We start from the raw sequence: 18,523 nt of genomic DNA on the forward strand, positions 1-18,523 counted from the left end.
AATGGGTGGAAATAGAATAACATGGGTAAGGCAATTAGTAAATCTACAATACAAACAAGAAAGGCGGCTTTGATCATGTGATCAAAGCCGCCTTTGGTTTATCTATCCTCGGTAGTTTCTTACCTACCTGATCTGCGTACAGTACTGAGTTCATCTTCGTTGATCACATGCGCATCGGCATCTCCATCATAGCGCACAGTACTGAGACCTGAGGCATCCACCACCAGTCTTTTGTTCGCATTCACTTTGGCATTGGATGCACCAGAAGCTGATACTTCTACAGTTTCGGCTTTTAGCTCAAAGGCCTCCAAGCTAGATGCACCAGACACTTCTGCTTCCAAGTACGATGTGTTACCTTCGAGCCCCATCGAACTGGCGCCATTCAAGTACACGTAGAGTTCTTCTGCTCGGATATTCATATCCGCAGATGAGGCTCCTCCCAAATCGATCTCTAGGTCTTCGACTTCAAAATCTTTGACTTCGAAATAACATAAGCCTTTGCTGCTCAATTTGGTCAATCCAGGCATGGTGATGTATACATCCAATCGCAAATCTTCATCCAAGTCTTTGAGCAAATCCCATTTCTTTCCCGACATATCGATCTCCAATACATCTCCATATTTTTTGATCAACACGTCTTTTTTGTATCGCTCACTCCCTTTCACGCTTATGCTATATTCATCTGCTTGGTTTACGTAGACATTGTATATACCTCGGACTTCTATTTGATCAAAATCTTGAATTTCAAAAATCATCGGTTCACCTGTGTATGTTTTTGACTTAGATTTCGAATGGTATTTGAGTTTGGACTTGTGCTCTTTCGTGTCGTCATGGTCTAACAAACCCCCAGACGTATTTTGCCTTTCGCAAGTCAAGCAATTGAGCCCCTCTTCGGTAAAGATCCATTCATTTTCTTTGTTAATTTGCCAGCTTCTATATCCGTTTCTATTGAAAGTATGCTCAATGATATCAATCATATCGTCGTCCAACACAAACTTTCGGTTGTAAGGAATGTAAAGTGTCATATCCAATTCTTGCGCTCTGAATTTCGCTTTTTCTTTAAACCTATAATCCGAATCAAAAATCAACTCGTTGCCTTTTTGACGTACGTCATAAGTCACCATTTGTGCATTTTGCTCGGCTTGTTGTCTGCTACGACCGTGCGCTTCGTAGCGCATATCCAATCGCACAACAGAATCCTCATTCCCTCGCAGCTTAAGACTGGTGGCATCAATGCCATTAAAGTCCACATAGTCTAGTGTCAGCAAGAGCGGCTGAGAAACCTCCACATCGAAAGTACGTGTCTCTTGATAAGAACCTTCATTTCTAAACTCACCCACCAAACCTGGAATAGTGATAGACAGGCCAACCAGACAGATAACCCACACGCCAAAAATAGACCAGCCTAGTGGTGCACGAAGCACCATTTTCTTGATCACAATGGATATGCCCAAAAGCCCAATGACTAAAAATGGAATGAAGGCTGTCAGGAATATAGCCAAAAAGGTAAACCCTGATATGCTCTCCATTACAATATCAGCTGGGAAAAAAGATGCACTGCCCCAACCGCCAAAGCCTGCAAACAAGCCGAACAAAACACCAGCACCTATAAACAAGCCCATCATACCAGAAATACCGATCATAGCAATAAACAAACCTGCCAACACCCTAATGGCATGCATCAATACATTAGAAAAAGGCCCCAACAATCCCGCTAACGCCGCAAACAAAGCCGCGATTAACCGAAAGGGAAAAAGGAGTACTTTAGCCAATGCACTTTCTTCTCCATCTTCCTGTTTAAGATTGCGTTTCACCTTTTGCTCTATATTGGACAAGGTAACTGGCTCGCCCTGCATCTGCATTTTGTCTGTAATAGACTTCGCTACAGGTGTGATCATCCAAAGGATAATGTAGAGTATAACCCCTGTACCCCCTAGAAAGATAGACACTACGAATAGCAAACGGACGAGCGTAATATCCGTACCGAAGAAGGCCGCAATACCGCTAGCCACTCCACCCAACACCTGATGATCTGGATCTCGAAACATCTTCTTGACCTCTTCGTCATCACCCAGATTTTTAGCCCCTGGTATCACAATCCACAAGACAATATATGCCAAAAAGACCGCTCCACTCAAAGCAGAAATGAAGACATTGAGTAGCATCATAACGGCTATCAGACGGACCCAAAGTGGATCGATGCTGAAATAGTACGCAATACCTGCGGCTACTCCTCCAAGCACCTTCCGTTTTTCGTCACGATGCAGTCGCTGCTTACCAAAATCATTGGCATGATCCGTACGCTCTTTTTGCCCTTTCTTTTCTTGTTTAGGTGTTTCCTCCTCTGCTGAGGATGTCGTAGGTTCATCGTCTTCAATCGCCTCAAAATCCGCCACGGTTCCCATGGTATCGATCAACGCTTGCACGTCTAGTTCGTTGATGATCTGTTTGCCATCATCGAGTTTGGACAAAAATATTTCTGCCACCCTGCTTTCTATATCGGCAATGATCTCGGCGCTGTCTTCATAGGAAGAGAAGTAGTTGTTGATGGTTTCTAAATACCCTTTGAGCTGAGCATAACCATCCTCCTCTATATGAAAAATAATACCGCTTATATTGATACTAATATTTTTTTTCATTGTCTTTTATTTAATACTTGATCTAATAGGCAGGCACCCTATCAGTCCATTTTTGGTTTTAGATTTATTGATGATTGTCATGTTTTGACTGTTTTGTTTTTTGCAGACCGTTTGGCACTGATTTTTTTGGTAGAGGACATCAATTCTTTCCAAGTCTCATCTAGTTTTCCTAAAAAATCGCTACCCTCTTCTGTAATAGTATAATACTTACGTGGCGGTCCTGATTTAGACTCTACCCATTTGTAATCTACTAATCCAGCTTTTCGCAATCGAGTGAGCAATGGGTACAATGTACCCTCTACCACCATGATTTTTGCTGAAGTGAGCTCTTCGAGCATATCCGAAGCATACACTTCTCCCCTTGAAATAATTTGCAAAATGCAAAACTCAAGAATGCCCTTCCTCATCTGTACTTGTGTGTTTTCTATCTTCATATCCTATCTGCTTGAGAATAGCTCAGCTTATCATACTACCTACATAATGGAAGACTAAAGCGAACAAGAGAAAAATTAAAATAATCATGGTCTTGAGTTTTTTGAGTTTAATCGAAGCAATTCTACAAACGAAAGCTGGTTTTGAGTCAGACCAATTCGTCTTGTTTCCTTGCTCCTATTTTAAATTTATTTTCAACCTTGATAACTCTATACGCAATAGTACCTTGCAAGGCCAAGTACTGGGTGAAATATTTAAAAAAACACTCATTTTCTTTATTAAATTCAATCACTTATTTGAATAATTAAAATTTTACCCTTCCTATTCAGCATATTCTTCTATCAACTTTGCTACGTTCACCTTCTCGACAAACAACACTTGTCACTCATCAACCGAGAAATATGCCTGACTGGTAGAATATAATTGAATAGCTAGAGGAGAGTATTTAGATTTGTAGAGACAGATAAGAAGACGCACGTGAGAATAGTCATTGCTGCCATCGTGGGATGGCTAAGTATAAGCACCTCTTTTGCACAGTCCAATACTCCCAAATACAGTAATGAATTTTTGGCTATTGGAGTGAATGCTCGTGCATTGGGCATGGCTAGCGCTTTTACTGCTGTAGCAAACGACGTAAGCGCTGGCTACTGGAACCCCTCTGGACTGACCCAGCTCGAATACCAATACGATGTATCCGTAATGCACGCCCAATATTTTGCAGGCATAGCCAACTACGACTACCTGGGATTTGCAACCAAAATTGACTCTGTGAGCTCCCTTGGACTTTCCGTGATTCGTTTCGGCATCGACGACATCCCTGACACCCGTTTTCTCTACGACGCCAACGGCGCGCTCAACTACGACAACATTCAATTTTTCTCTGCTTCAGACTATGCCTTCTTGTTTTCATATGCTCGTAAATTAGACTGGTTGGGCGGATTAGATGTAGGAGGCAATGCCAAAATTATCTATCGCCATGCGGGGAATTTTGCTACAGCCTGGGGCTATGGCATAGACCTAAGCGCCACCAAATCCTTCAAAAACCTGCAACTTGCTGTGATGCTCAAAGACATCACAGGCACCTACAACGCTTGGTCGCACAACACCGAACTGGTCGCTGACATCTACACTCAAACAGGGAATGTGATCCCCGAAAATTCTATTGAAATCACACTGCCCCGAGCCGTCATTGGTGCCAGCTACACCTTTGCGATCAAACAGAAATTTGGCCTACTGCTTGCCCTCGACTTAGAGACGACCACGGATGGTAAGCGAAACACACTCATCAAGACCAACTCCGTATCGATAGACCCTAGGTTTGGCTTAGAAGCCAGCTACCTATCCTTATTTTTCTTACGGTTTGGCGCAGGCCAATTTCAAGAAATTCAGAATTTCGACCGTTCTACCTCCATGGTTTACCAGCCCAATTTTGGCATTGGTGTCAAGCTCAAAAACTTCAACATCGACTATGCACTGACCGACATTGGCGATCAAGCAGAAACCCCTTACTCGCATGTTATTTCACTTAAACTTGGATTTGATGATAAGAAATAAGTGTTATACCGTACTCTTCCTTCTCCTTGTAGCGTTTCAAGCCGCAGGTCAGCCCTATGGCAATGAATGGATAGACACAAACCAACGTTACTTCAAAATCAACATTGGAGAAAATGGCATCTACCGCATGTCTCGCACGGATTTGGCCGATTTCGGATTTCCTGTAGGTAGTGTAGACCCTAGAAAAATTCAGCTCTTTCACCTAGGACAAGAAGTAGCTATCCATCTCGAAGGTCAACTCGACGGCACCTTTGATCTGTCTGACTATCTGGAATTTTATGCTGAAAAAAGTAATGGAAGTACAGACACGCCACTCTACACTAATCCTGCGACACAACCACATACGTTTTACAATATTTTTTCGGACAGTTCTGCCTATTTTCTGACTTACAAACTCGATCTACAAACAGGCAAGCGGATGGGAGATTTTTATGAAAACAATGTGGGTGGACTTGCTGCACAAAATTATCACATCAGTGAAAACCTAAACCTACGAACAACTACCTACTACGAAGGACAGAGCTATGGATCAGGGGAAGAGATCGTACTACCTACCTACGACGTAGGAGAAGGCTGGACGGGACCATTTGCGTCTCGCGGACAAAATATAGACAACAATATCACAGGACTTATCAACGAAGTGCAAGCCGACTACACCCCCAACATCAAGGTACTCCTTGTAGGAGGTAATAACAACAGTCATGATGTAACAATACTGGTAGGCCCAAACTCTGGGTCGCTACGAACAATAGCCACGGCTACATTCGATGCCGACGAAAATTATTTGGTTTCAGAAAACATTGCATGGACAGACATTTCTGCCAGTGGGAACCTGACCGTAAGGGCTACAGTAAATGGTGTATCAGGTGCTGCCGATCGTGTTTCTGTATCCTACATCTCTGTAAACTACAGCAAAGCCTACAACATGAATTCAGAAACAAGTGCACGAATAGTCATGAAAACCAATGCTGGAAACAAATCCTATATAGAAGTAACCAATGCTCCAACCAGTGTAACTCTCTATGACATCACCAACCCCACAGATCCTATAGACATCGGCATCAACGAAAGTGCAGGCACCTTCCATGCGATGGTCAATAACACCAGCACCCAGCGTACTTTGTATGCTCAGTCGGGACAAAAAGCGGTGACCAACTTCGAAGAAGTTTCTTTCAACCATTTTAACCCCGCTAATTTTAACTATTTGATGGTCAGCCATACGTCACTGAGAGGCAGTACTTCCAGCGGACAAGGCGATCAAGTCACTGCGTACAAAAACTACCGCCAATCTGTAGCTGGTGGAGGGCATACTGTCCTTGACATAGACATTCAAACGATCTTCGACCAATTCAACTATGGCAACCCCTCACCTATCGCAATCAAACGCTTTTGTGAATATGTCTACGACAATGGCACACCAGAATTTTTATTTCTGATAGGCAAAGCTTCCAACGTACAGGCTAATTATTATCGACAAGATCCGCTAGCTCCTACAAATCGACATTACATTCCCACTTATGGATACCCTGGAGCAGATGTACCATTCACTGCAGGGCTCGATGGAGGCACAGGCTACGAGACACTTGCCACTGGCCGAATCAATGCAACAGAACCCGACCACATAGAAGCCTATCTCAACAAGGTAATGGAAGAAGAAGCTCTACCGTTCAACACACTTCGTCAGAAAAGTTTGGTTCACCTAAGTGGTGGCAACACAGAATCTGAGTTAAGAACATTCAAAATTTATGTCGATGATTTTGCCCGTATTGCCGAAGGAGAATTGCTAGGAGGCGCCTCTACTCAACTGTCTAAAAACAACAACGACGCAGTAGAACTCATCAACATTTCTGACGAGATCAACGATGGTGTAATGATGGTGACTTTCTTTGGACATTCTAGTGGCAGCGTCACAGATATAGAAATAGGGCTTGTCTCTGACCCTGCTTTTGGCTATGCCAACAAAGGAAAATACCCGATCTTTATGGTTAATGGTTGTTTAGCTGGAGACTTCTTTAGCGAAAACGAGAGTTTTGGAGTAGACTGGATACTAACCCCTGACTTGGGCGCCTTGGGATTTATGGCACATAGCCATGTGGCCTTCTCCAACAATCTCAGAAGGTTTACAAACCTATATTATGAAGTTGCTTTTACGGAAGAGAATTTCATTGCCAAATCTGTAGGCGAAATCAAAAAAGAAACCGCTAGGAGATATATCAACACATACGGCACCTCAGAATCTCCTCTCTCACAAGTACAACTGGTAAATCTACAAGGCGATCCTGCAGTGAAGGTTTTCGGACCAGACAAGCCAGACTTGGATATCAACGAAGCCTACTTACAAGCAGGTACTTTCGACGATTCTCAGCTTTTGGCTACAATCGATTCCTTCTATATCGAAATGAATATTAGAAATTTTGGGATCTACTCCCCCGACACCTTTGCGATCGCAATCAACCGAACTTTTTCCGACGGGCGAGTGCAAACCATCGGCCCCAACCTGTTTGATCAAGTACTTCGCGAAGACACAATACAATTCACCATTCCTAACGATGTGAGCAACCCAGGAGGATTAAATACTTTCAGCATTACCCTAGACCCAGCCAACAAGATCGACGAAATGGATAAATCCAACAATACAGCCTCTCTAGACGTTTTTCTCTCCTCAGGCAGTACATTCAACCTGTACCCTAACAACCTATCCATCCAGACCGAAGCTTTGCAGGAATTCTACTTTCAATCGTCTAATCTACTGGCTGGCCGCAGATCCTTCGACATCCAAGTAGACACTTCATCTACTTTCAACAGTCCATATTTAATCAGTCAATCTCAGTCTAGTTTAGTCATTGGCAAAGCCAACATCAATTTGGAAGCCACTAGCAGCATTCCCAATGGTAAAGTTTTCTACTGGCGCACGAGGTATTCAGACCCCTTGCCTACCGAAAGCGACGACTGGGTAACCAGCTCTTTTGTATTTGATAAAACCAAAGGGGAAGGGTGGGCACAAACCAATCCGGCTCAATTTTCCGAATCGTTTACAGAAGGTTTATCCTTAGATCCCTCCACTGGGCTTTGGAGTTTTCTTACTTCACAGCTGCACTTAGAAGTTCAAAACTACGGTTCCAATCACCCATCAGCCGACTATCAGGACACAGAAGTGCTACTAGACAACAGAAACTATTTCAATACCAATTCTAATTTAGATGCTGGATGTAGAAACAACACACTAAATTTTATGGCATTCAAACGCCAATCAAACGTCCCTTTCAAAGCTGTACAAACCCCTGGATATGATGAACTCAACTCGTTGGTATGTGGACTAGTACCACAAGTCATCTACAACTACACAGAAGGCGATGTGCCTGGTATTTACGGCCCAGAAGTATTGCTCAACAATATAGAAAGTGGTGACAAAGTACTGATTTTTTCCTTGGGCGATTTCGATTACACCACGCTACCTACTACCCTGCTCGACGACTTGGAGACATTAGGCCTGCAACGTAGTGAACTGAATACCATTGCGAGCGGAAGCGACGAACCAATTATCATGCTTGGTGTAAAAGATGCCGCAGCCAATACGGGACTTATCATTCGAGCAGCGACAACACCGGCAAACGAGCAACAGCTCAACCTAGACGAACAGCTCAATGGCAGTTTCGATTCTGGGGTGATTTCATCCACTCTCATTGGTCCTGCCCTATCTTGGGATCAAATGACAGCTAACATAGGCGACTCCCCTAACCCTGCGGATGACACAAAAAATATAACCTTATATGGTGTGAAATCAGATAAAACCGAAGAAGTGTTGTCTCCACCTACCTTAGGCACTGATGGGTATGACCTAAGCGCATTGAGTGTGAGCGACTATCCTTACCTCAGACTACAACTGGATGTAGCTGACCCTGTGCAACAAACTCCTCTTCAACTCAACTCATGGCAAGTAGACTATGAGACTACTCCCGAAGGCCTCCTATTGATCAGCAGCCCCGAAGGTATAGCTGAGTCGGTAGAAGTACAAGAAGGTCAACCATACAGCAGCGACTATACTTTCTGGAATTATTCAAAAAAGGACTTTCAGGATTCTATCAAAATCAAATATAATCTACTCAATGTAGGAAGTTCAATTCAATTTTCTGACTCACTCAATCTACCAGCACTAGCCAGCGGAGACTCTGCCCAGTTTGAATTTAACTTGACAACCATGGGCAATCAGGGACTGAACGACATGATCTTAAATTCAAACATCGACTACGCTCATGAATTTTATTCTTTCAACAACACTGTCCGCTTTTCCAACTACCTCAAGGTAAATGCCGACGAAACCAACCCATTAGTAGATGTTTCTTTTGATGGTGTACAAATCATGGATGGAGATATCGTATCGCCTACACCGTCTATCGAAGTGTATATCAATGACGACAATGCCTTCTTGCTCATGCAAGACACCACAGGGATCAATATCTATCTAAAACAACCTTGTGAAGATTGTGATTATGAACGTGTGGCTTTTAGCAACCCAACAGTACAATGGAGCCCTGCTACTACTGATGAAAATTTTAAAGCAACGATCAACCCTGAGCGATTAGAGGATGGCCTGTATGGACTTCGTGTATTGGCCAATGACGCCTCTGGAAATCCTTCTGGTCTAAAGCCCTACGAAATCAACTTTGAGGTCATCAATGCCTCTACCATCACCAATTTCTACCCATACCCTAATCCATTTTCATCAAGTACTCGATTTGTATTTACACTTACAGGATCGGAGTTTCCTGAGGATATTAAAATTCAGATACTTACTGTGACTGGTCGTGTGGTAAAAGAAATTTTCATGGATGAACTAGGAGCCATCAACATAGGCAATAACAAAACAGACTACGCTTGGGATGGACGAGACAACTATGGAGACCAGTTAGCCAATGGCGTATATCTTTACCGTGTACTCATCAAAAATGCTGGAGAAAATTTCAAACATCGAGAAACCTCTGCTGATCGTGGATTCAAAAATGGATTTGGCAAAATGTACTTACTGAGATAAGTTATTTCAGTATAGAATTGATCTTTTGCACCACTTTATCAAGGGCTACCGCTTGTTCTTGAATATTTTTCAATTGTGGCTCGTTAGTTACGCTGCCTTTTTCATGATCCAGGATTTCTAATAAACTTAGTATATTAGATAGCGGACGACGCACCACATGGGCATTGTCATAAGCATAATCCTCCAACTCGCGATTACGATTCTCTAATTCAATAGTACGTTCATGCACCAGTTCTTCTAGGTTGTTTTGAATGCGTTTGATCTGGCGCTGCTGATTGGTAAGCAACTCATGTTTCATTGACAATTCTTTGTTCACCAAATCTAGGCGTCTATTGTTGGCCTCGATATGCTCACGTTCTTCATCAAATTTTATCTTTATGTATATAATAACCCCTGCTACTATAACCGAGTTGACCAAATAGCTCGCAGCTAATGGGCTCATCAAATTTTGTGGTTTAGCGATGGTAATCAAAATTTCAGCTTCCGAGTCCAACGTTAAAATCACATTGGTCAAACATAGCGCAAGCACCATATAAAATCTGGTTCGCCCTTCTAATACTCCCAAAAAAAGAACTAGTAATGAAAAATACACATAAGAAAAAGCTCCATCAATACCACCATAGAATTTCCAATACATCACATACAACGGCACCCAACTCAAACAATAGAGTTTTACCAGAAGACTCAAATAGACCCCTCTCTTCCAAACGACCAAAGCCAGCAAGGTAATGGCACATGCTAAGCTATCAATCTTTAGAATGTTCACATCTCCCCCGAGCCACAAGCTTTTTAAAATATTTAAAAGCAAAAGGGTAGCGCCACACAGCAAGGCCACTTTGAATAGCTTACTGTTATCATGGGTGATATTTTGGTCAATAGAATCCACGTATTACCACTAATTTTCAGGGTTGTAATACACTCCTTTTTTTAATTTGTCTGTCACAGACTTGATAGCCAACTGCAAATGATCCACAGACTGTATCAATAAGCTGCCCATCGTCGTTTCTTTAGTTTTATGATCTAATTTATCAATAGACTCTACTGTCGATTCTAAATATGGGCCTATTTCAAAAAGCGTAACAGAGAGGTATTGTTCGATAGATTTTCTTTGATGTAAAAGCTTATCACTTCTTTGCTTAATGTTTTCTTCAAGCCATTCATTAGACAGCTGCAACATCTTCTTTTGCTCCTCCAGCTGTATATTTTGTCTATCTAAGGTCTCTATTTTGCTTTCAAGGTTTTTCCTCTTCTTTCGTAAATTCTCTCGTTTAATATCAAATTGAGTCTTATGATAAAGTAACGCAGTGGTGACTACAATCATAATCCACAAATAATGGCGTGTATTTTGAAAATTAACACTACCATAATTCATCCAATCACTTCTGAAAATCCAGATGTATAACAATCCAATTTCTAACAACACGGAAAGCGTCACAAAGAAAATAAGCCAGCGCCCTTTATGAATAAGAGCCATAAGTACCATTCCTCCTAAAAAATAGTACTCTCCTGTACCATTGAGGCCATTGAGTACAATCCAATTGGCAAACAAAAAAGCCATAACCAAAAAGGAGAAAGGAACCGTGATGTATTCAAACCGAATCTGAAAACGCAGTAAAATAAGGGGCATTCCAAACACCACCAACAATGCACAATCCACTACAAGATCTAAATTGACCGTTTCTAATGGTAAATCACGATAGATAGCAATGACCATGCGTAAAGCTCCTGCTATACAGCCTATCGTAAGTATGTTAGCTTCAAATTGTCGGTTTTGTCGGGCGTGAAAATGCATGGTTAACGGTTAGTGAATACAAAATAAGAAATTTCCCCCGAAAAATCACTACTGTTGTATCAAAACTCAGATGTACAATACCTCATTATTTTTTATTTAAAAACAACAAACTTTTTTTGATATTTTTATTCCAATCAGAGAGATACTCTTTATCTAAATTTGACATCCTAACCCATTACAATTCGTAGAAATAGCCTAAACTAATCATTTAATCATTATGGGAAAACTCCTCCCCTCCATCGATGAGCATACGCTCCAATTTATCAAAACACAAAAAATGTTTTTTGTGGCTACTGCAGCTACTACAGGAAAAGTAAACCTCTCTCCAAAAGGCTCAGACTCTTTCAGAGTACTAAGTCCTAATCAAGTAGCTTGGCTCAACCTGACAGGTAGTGGCAACGAAACGGCTGCCCACTTACTAGAAAATAACCGAATGACCATCATGATGTGCGCCTTTGAAGGAAAACCCAACATCATGCGGCTCTACGGCACAGCCAAGGCCATCTACGAGCAAGACCCCGAATGGACAACTTATAGCCCGCTATTCGAGGACAACACTGGCGCTCGCCAAATCTTTCTCATGGAGGTAAACCAAGTACAGCATTCCTGCGGCATGGCCGTGCCACTATATGACTACATAGAGCAAAGGGATCTCCTTGACAAAACGCATGATAAACTGGGTAGAGAAAAAGTGAAAGAATACTGGAAAGCAAAAAACATGGTATCACTAGACGGATTGCCTACAGGACAAAAAATATAACATGCCACGTCATCACCACGGACACGACCACAACCATCACGATGTAGACAACATCAAGACTGCGTTTTTTCTCAACTTAGGTTTTACCATCGTCGAGATCATAGGCGGACTGTATGTCAATAGTGTGGCCATTATTTCAGATGCCATTCATGATTTTGGCGATAGCGTAAGCTTGGGTATCTCATGGTATTTTCAAAAAATATCTAAAAAAGGAAGAACTCATACGTTCTCTTATGGATACAAACGTTTTTCCGTACTAAGTGCCATTCTCAATTCCGTAGTACTGCTTGCGGGGTCCATTTTTATCCTACGAGAAACGATCCCACGACTCATCCAACCAGAGCAGCCCGATGCTAAAGGTATGATCCTGCTAGCCATCCTCGGCGTAATCGTGAATGGAGCAGCCGTACTCAAAACCAGAAAAGGAAAAACTGCCAATGAGAAAGTAGTGTCGCTGCACCTACTAGAAGATGTACTCGGCTGGATAGCGGTGCTTATAGGTAGCATAGTCATGAGCCTAACGAATTTCCCGATTCTAGATCCCATCCTGTCGCTGATGATTGCTGGCTATATCCTATTCAATGTCTTTAGAAACCTAAAAGCCAGTCTCAAAATTATACTACAGAGCATCCCTCCAGAAGTAGATACCGAATCATTGAAAAAACAGCTTCAGCAAATAACGCATGTGGACCAAGTACACGACATGCACACCTGGACGATGGATGGTGAATATCATGTAATGACACTCCATCTGGTACTCGACGAAGATGTAGACCTAGATATTGGTGCTGTCATCAAGGCTGAAGCCAGACGAATATTGACAGCTGCTGAGATCGATCATGTGACCATCGAACTTGAGTCGCCACAGGAGAATTGTGGCCATCCTTGACTTACTTTCATCCACCTATTGGATCAATAGATTCGACTCCAAAACAGCCAAAAAAATGCATGAAGCATTTTGACTAACTTTATACCGAACAAACCCTGTCCTAACTATTGGGGTATGATCAAAGGGCTCAGGTCGCATATTCATTTTAGTGTTTGTTATGGCCTTTTTATTGGTTTACTGCGAGTCTTGTTAGCTCGTCAGAAGCAGCCCTGTTAATTTCAAATCCTTTCTCTTCAAGTTCCTCAACCACGGACTTTTTAAATTCTAAATTATCAATTAAATGCTTATGATGATGATCGAAGATTTTAAACAAATCGTCCCAAGTCATCGCGTAGATTTCATAGTTGCTCACAGATTCTACGAGAAACTTTTTTCCTTTATTTTTTTGTGATTCGTATTTGCCTTCAATAAACGAGTCCACTCGCTTTCCAACAAGTATAAACTTCCATTTACGTAATTGACTGTTAAAACGAGGTTCATCAATAATGATGTTCATATAGTCTTCCACCTGCCGATATTGATCCTTCCCGATATCAACACTTGGGCGCTTCAACTCGACAATGATATTCTCTTCCAAAGTGTACTCATTCGAGTTTGGGTCAGGAACATCAATTTGTCTACAGATAAAAACATCGGGTCTTTTTAATCGTTTCTTTTCTTCAATCCTGATCTTTTCCTTTTCACCTTTTTCCAGAAAGTACAAGTAGTTACTTAGTACGGTCTCCATGTTTTTATCTGCGGAAACCAAATGATACTGTTCACCAAATAACCAATAATTGTTCTCTATAACTTGTTGAATATGGTCTCTTTCATTTGTGAAAGGTTCAAGATCAAATACTAAGGATTTCAAAATTTGAATTACTGTAAGTCTATTCTCTAGAAGTCTAATTATAGCTGCAACGCTTGTGATTTTAGTTTTCCTTAGAGAATCTGCAAGTTCCTTCCTTTCTTCATCTGAAAGGGAAACAATCCCTTCCATAATATCTAGAACTTTTTCTCGTTCCTCGGAATCAAGAAGTAGGTTCAAAAAGCCTACAAGTGTTTTACTTGCCTCCTTTTTTAAGCCCTGAAAGATTTTGGGTTGAACACAATAGATCTCCCTGACTACATTTTCTAAATCTTTGAGTCTTAACTGCTCATATTCATTACTTCTGAATTTGGGGAAGATGTTCTTGGAATGATAGTCTTCAATGAGTTTTTCGGCTTGCTGTTTCCTTATGAATTCTTTTTCTTTCTCAATAAGAAACTGATTCAGGTTCCGAATCAAAGCTTTGAATGTTCCATCAGCTTGATTCTTACCGTCAAATCCTAGTACGGGTTGATCGGTCTCTGTAAGCTTGAAGTTTTCAAAATAGGAAGACTGGACATAAACAGAATGATGGAAGTCAATAGCCTTGTTGTTGAAAGATGTGTGTTTTCTTTCGACCTCCTTCTTATCGCTGTTTAGAAAATAATAGAAGTATTTGTCACCAATCTTAACATTCCACCTAATGAATGAAACGTTGAAGAGTGTGTCACTAATTGTTACTTGAAAGTCTTCAGAATCGTCAATTATGCTTTGATATTCTAGCGGTTCCCCGTTGATAGATATTTCGTGGTTTGACTCCTTATTCAAATACAAAAACCACCCAAATTCCCCAGCTAAGTAGTCAACAAAATCTTTAGCCTTTAAGTGATCAGAGGAAAGATCGAAAAAGTCATTAAAGTGTACAATTGTGCCTGTGGCAGCTGAATTCGATACCTTGTTTTCAAAGGTGTCAAAAGTGTGCTGCGATGACTTGTTAATGGATATCTTGAATTCTAGGTACTCCCCAGACTCTTCTCTGTAACGGGACTCCCAAACTACATTGTTGCAAAACAGGCTAAAAGAAAAGCGACCTTTTCCCTTCTTTCCCTTGATAAATCCATCAACGTTATAGGAGCTTGTTTTATTTGAGTCCAGAAAGTGTCCAAAGGTTTCTCCAATTTTAGATGAGCTAATTCCTTTGCCATCGTCAGTAATGGTAAATTCGTTTAGGTAGCCTAATTCGTTACCATTGTAATCAATGTTTATGTTAGTTGCACCTGCGTCAAACCCATTCCAAATATATTCGGCAATAGCTTTTTTGTAATCGGAAGGTAATCCGCTTTGCTCTACACTTTTAGATGTAATTTTTGCGTTGTGCTTTTTCATTTTCTATTGTCACTATTGGCCATAACGACCAACTAAAATGAGTATGCGACCCAGTGGCTAGAAGCACCGAAGTATCTGTTTTGTAATGTCCTTTCAGATGACTCAGTTCGCATATTCATTTTAGTGTCTGTTGTGCCTCGTATTATATTTTTCTATACGTTTTGATTTCTCCCGATTTGATCAGTTCGTTAATCTTCTCGATAGTGTTGTTCTGCTCGTTCGGTTGTCCAAGGTTATACAATTCGTCAAATGGTGAAAAGTCAATGATTTTAGATTTCATGGTTTCCAAAGTTGGTGCTTCATCAAGTTCCGAATATTCTTTCAAGGTATATTCAAGATAAACCGTACTTGGGTTCACTCCAATTTGATCAAGAAAGTAGCCATTAGAAAGTTCAAAAGGTTTTAAATCCAAAAATCGTTGAACATCTGATGGTGCCGGATAAGATGTGATTGATCCAATCTTTTCGGAATACATGATTGGTACATTGTTCGAATAATCTTTTTTGCACTTGTAGACAATTACATTTTTTAAATCCATCACATTGAAAGTTGAAACTGCCGTTTTTGTTGAACTACATCCAAATAGCAGGAGACCACAAGTAATTATATAGATCAAAGCTCTCATTTCACTAGAAGTTTTTTGGTTTCAGTTATGCCATTGTAATTTGCTCGTACGAAATAGGTTCCAGAGGATAAATTACTTATTGGTAGTTCTGTTTCATTAGATACATTTTCATTATGCATTATCACCTGCCCTTGAAGGTTGATAATTTCCATTCTATCTATTTTATCTGATCCAGTACCCAATCTTACTTTAAACCTGTCCGATGCAGGGTTGGGGTAAATTGTAAAAACGTCTTGGTTTTGATCCGTACCCAAAACCATTGATCTTTCAAGGTCAATATCAAGTTGATAAGTGCCGCGTTCACCCAAGAAGTACGGTGAAACCACAATTGTTAAAGTCTTATCTCCTTCTGATGTTATTGAGGTTGGCAACAAATCGTCATAAGCCTCTGACCAGTTTTCTCCATCAAACGAATAAAGGAACAGTCCATCGACTGTATACTCATTTCCATTTCCGCTATTGTATGAATCATGCAATCTGATATCAATGGAGTAGTCAAATCCATCATCCAGTTGTACTGAATAAAAATCCCAATCACTTCCAACATGGATGTTTGATCCATTTGTTGAGATGGAAAGGTCATTTCCTGAAAAGTTTGCTGCCAGAGAATGGGCATCCTCAAATTCATCGTTATTTTCATAATTATCTGGATCCAAAGGTGGAACTTGTAGAATCACCTTGAAAGGATTGATGAATGATGAAGATGAACCCGTGATTTCATAATCATAACCATCCCATTGATGAAGTAGAGCCAATAAATAAGTTCCTGGGGGGACGTTTAGGCTGGTTGTTGTGAATGTCAATCCATCAGTGAAATGACATTGAGAGCAAAGGGTAACTCCAGTCTTTTCTTCAATGGTTGCCACAAATTCCCCTTCTAGGTTGTAAAGTGAAACGTCCAAAATTCCAGTGAACTCTTCCGCTGAATAGTTTGCAACATCAAGTTTTACCGAAAGAGTACCTTCATTGTATAAGTTTTCGGTGAGAACATCAATGGTGGAATAAAGGCTTATTATGTTCACATTGACAACTTCAATATCTACATAGTCTGAGGTTAGAAAATCCCAAAAATCTGCCTTCATACCAACCCAATTTCCTCCCGTTGGTCGATAGAAAATGTAGACTCGATATTCACCGGGTAACATGGTAAGTAGTCCGTCAGTACTAAAAGTTAAGCCATTGGTATAGTGAAAGCCGGGTTCTAAGCTCACGCTAGAAATGATTTCAATAAAGTCAACAAAGACATCATTCTCGTCAAAAACTGCTGCCCCATAGTCACCATTAAAAGTATTGTTGCCGTCATTAAGAATATCTGTGGAAATCTCAAAATCTTCTCCGTAGGCAATAGTTGATTTGTTGGAAACAACATCATCGTAGATTTCTAATTCATAAGTCTGGGCTGCATCTGGTGGCTTAATGCCAATCAATGCTTGTTGGTTTTCATTGTATGAACCTGCTCCAGATCCAATTCCGCCAGAACCGGGTGTTAGTGCATCCAGTAAATAATAACCATCCAACTGTCCTCCCCAACCCCAATTCATATGAAAGAAGTCATTGTTGTCATAACCATCACATACCCAAGTGTGACCACCTTGACCAAACCCTGCATACTGTATAGGTCTACCTGCATCAAGTTCTTCTTTGAGTAGGTTTTTCCAATCATTGTCAGAATAATCTGCTCGATATAACCCTTGAATGGATTCTTTGTCATATCCGAAATATGTAATTAGACCATGTTGAACAGTCTGCTCCTCTGGATAGCCGGGGATTATCACATAGCTTCCACTTCCACCTTCAGAGGCAACATTGTACTGCATTTCGACAGCAACACCGCAATGATACATTAAGGTAGCAACAGCATCGTTTGTGCTATTAATCGTATTAGGCATGGATTCCCAGTCATAGTATGTGGAGCTGAAATTGGCTGAAAGTGTTCCGTATTTCTCGTGGTTGTAGGAGTGAAAACCAATTCCTTTGGCTGGATATTTCCAGTACTTCATTATCTGTGCCATAGCGGTTGCTGGACAACCTGTAACGGTTAATTCCTGATATTGAGCATCGTAGGGACATTTGGCATTAACATAGGGACTTTGATCCCATTTTGTTTCAATCAATGGATCAACGGAATTTGTTTCACTAACCCTAGCACTTGATGAAGCATCCTTTAATAAGCTTTCCCATCTTGAAGTTACTTCTTGAGTGGGTTCAATATCATTAGCTTGTATGAACCGAATTTGCTTTTTGTAGGTTTCCAGCCATTTTGCTAGTTGAGGAAAAACTTTATTTTCAGAGTATGTTCCCTCGAAAGAATAACCCAAAATGGGCAATGCAGCATCTTCATTTGAAACGATTATGAATCCAGTTTCTCCGAAATTATAGATGAAGTATGGGTTATTGGTTGGTGAAGAAAGCCTAGCATTGCTGTTAGTTGATGCTGTTGGATATGCTAGAACCAAGTTCAGGTTTTGGGTTGCAATTCTTCCGCTTGAATTTGAAGTTAAACCCGTTAAGAAGTTAGTTGCTACTGCTTTAGCGGTCGGTTCGTCAATCTGCTTGGCAAACCCAGTTACCGTTAGCAGAAGAAGGAGAATTAAGATTTTTAGCTTTGTCATTTTCGTTAGGAGGTA

11 protein-coding genes are annotated in these 18,523 nt (G+C 40.9%); 4 read left to right on the top strand and 7 right to left on the bottom strand.

The features are described from left to right. Positions 1-119: 119 nt before the first annotated feature. Both N7E81_RS16670 and N7E81_RS16675 read right to left on the bottom strand, forming a co-directional pair. Entirely contained in the window at positions 120-2,639 is a 2,520-nt protein-coding gene (locus N7E81_RS16670) for a PspC domain-containing protein (RefSeq protein WP_263050733.1), read from the bottom strand. 77 nt (positions 2,640-2,716) lie between these two features. After that, positions 2,717-3,073, bottom strand: coding sequence for a PadR family transcriptional regulator (locus tag N7E81_RS16675; RefSeq protein WP_263050734.1), 357 nt, complete (start codon positions 3,071-3,073; stop codon positions 2,717-2,719). A gap of 475 nt (positions 3,074-3,548) precedes the next feature. On the opposite strand from N7E81_RS16675, the gene N7E81_RS16680 reads away from it, so the two are divergent. Together N7E81_RS16680 and porU2 are read left to right on the top strand one after the other, a co-directional pair. After that, a complete protein-coding gene (locus N7E81_RS16680; protein WP_263050735.1) occupies positions 3,549-4,625 on the top strand; it encodes a putative type IX sorting system protein PorV2 in 1,077 nt (358 codons plus the stop codon). Further along, the gene (gene porU2, locus N7E81_RS16685) at positions 4,612-9,657 is read left to right on the top strand and encodes a putative type IX secretion system sortase PorU2 (protein WP_263050736.1); all 5,046 of its coding nucleotides are present in this window, start codon (positions 4,612-4,614) and stop codon (positions 9,655-9,657) included. The genes N7E81_RS16680 and porU2 overlap by 14 nt, the downstream gene beginning before the upstream one ends. A gap of 1 nt (position 9,658) precedes the next feature. On the opposite strand, the gene N7E81_RS16690 is transcribed toward porU2, so the two are convergent. Then, positions 9,659-10,543: a phytochrome family protein gene (locus N7E81_RS16690; protein WP_263050737.1), complete on the bottom strand. Its 885-nt coding sequence runs from the start codon at positions 10,541-10,543 to the stop codon at positions 9,659-9,661. Between the two features lie 9 nt (positions 10,544-10,552). Next, positions 10,553-11,449, bottom strand: coding sequence for a hypothetical protein (locus N7E81_RS16695; protein WP_263050738.1), 897 nt, complete (start codon positions 11,447-11,449; stop codon positions 10,553-10,555). Positions 11,450-11,666: 217 nt separating this feature from the next. On the opposite strand from N7E81_RS16695, the gene N7E81_RS16700 reads away from it, so the two are divergent. Further along, a complete protein-coding gene (locus N7E81_RS16700; protein WP_263050739.1) occupies positions 11,667-12,209 on the top strand; it encodes a pyridoxamine 5'-phosphate oxidase family protein in 543 nt (180 codons plus the stop codon). 1 nt (position 12,210) lies between these two features. After that, a complete protein-coding gene (locus tag N7E81_RS16705) occupies positions 12,211-13,098 on the top strand; it encodes a cation diffusion facilitator family transporter (protein WP_263050740.1) in 888 nt (295 codons plus the stop codon). Between the two features lie 166 nt (positions 13,099-13,264). Here N7E81_RS16705 and N7E81_RS16710 read toward each other — a convergent pair whose 3' ends face one another. From N7E81_RS16710 to N7E81_RS16720, 3 genes are all read right to left on the bottom strand, one after another. Beyond that, positions 13,265-15,271 carry an ATP-binding protein gene (locus N7E81_RS16710; RefSeq protein ID WP_263050741.1) on the bottom strand — a complete coding sequence of 669 codons (2,007 nt, stop codon included), beginning with the start codon at positions 15,269-15,271 and terminating at the stop codon, positions 13,265-13,267. A 142-nt stretch (positions 15,272-15,413) separates the two neighbouring features. Beyond that, complete coding sequence (locus N7E81_RS16715; protein WP_263050742.1) at positions 15,414-15,896, bottom strand: hypothetical protein; 483 nt, start codon at positions 15,894-15,896, stop codon at positions 15,414-15,416. Next, positions 15,893-18,508 carry a thiol protease/hemagglutinin PrtT gene (locus tag N7E81_RS16720; RefSeq protein ID WP_263050743.1) on the bottom strand — a complete coding sequence of 872 codons (2,616 nt, stop codon included), beginning with the start codon at positions 18,506-18,508 and terminating at the stop codon, positions 15,893-15,895. The genes N7E81_RS16715 and N7E81_RS16720 overlap by 4 nt, the downstream gene beginning before the upstream one ends. Positions 18,509-18,523: the final 15 nt, after the last annotated feature.

The sequence above is a fragment of the Reichenbachiella carrageenanivorans genome (assembly GCF_025639805.1).
GTDB classification, from domain to species: Bacteria; Bacteroidota; Bacteroidia; order Cytophagales; family Cyclobacteriaceae; genus Reichenbachiella; species Reichenbachiella carrageenanivorans.

Excerpts from the sequence above, each read along its gene's own strand:
- N7E81_RS16670 (WP_263050733.1), bottom strand. The coding sequence starts at position 2,639 with ATGAAAAAAAATATTAGTATCAATATAAGCGGTATTATTTTTCATATA.
- N7E81_RS16675 (WP_263050734.1), bottom strand. The coding sequence starts at position 3,073 with ATGAAGATAGAAAACACACAAGTACAGATGAGGAAGGGCATTCTTGAG.
- porU2 (WP_263050736.1), top strand. The coding sequence starts at position 4,612 with ATGATAAGAAATAAGTGTTATACCGTACTCTTCCTTCTCCTTGTAGCG.
- N7E81_RS16695 (WP_263050738.1), bottom strand. The coding sequence starts at position 11,449 with ATGCATTTTCACGCCCGACAAAACCGACAATTTGAAGCTAACATACTT.
- N7E81_RS16700 (WP_263050739.1), top strand. The coding sequence starts at position 11,667 with ATGGGAAAACTCCTCCCCTCCATCGATGAGCATACGCTCCAATTTATC.
- N7E81_RS16705 (WP_263050740.1), top strand. The coding sequence starts at position 12,211 with ATGCCACGTCATCACCACGGACACGACCACAACCATCACGATGTAGAC.
- N7E81_RS16710 (WP_263050741.1), bottom strand. The coding sequence starts at position 15,271 with ATGAAAAAGCACAACGCAAAAATTACATCTAAAAGTGTAGAGCAAAGC.
- N7E81_RS16715 (WP_263050742.1), bottom strand. The coding sequence starts at position 15,896 with ATGAGAGCTTTGATCTATATAATTACTTGTGGTCTCCTGCTATTTGGA.
- N7E81_RS16720 (WP_263050743.1), bottom strand. The coding sequence starts at position 18,508 with ATGACAAAGCTAAAAATCTTAATTCTCCTTCTTCTGCTAACGGTAACT.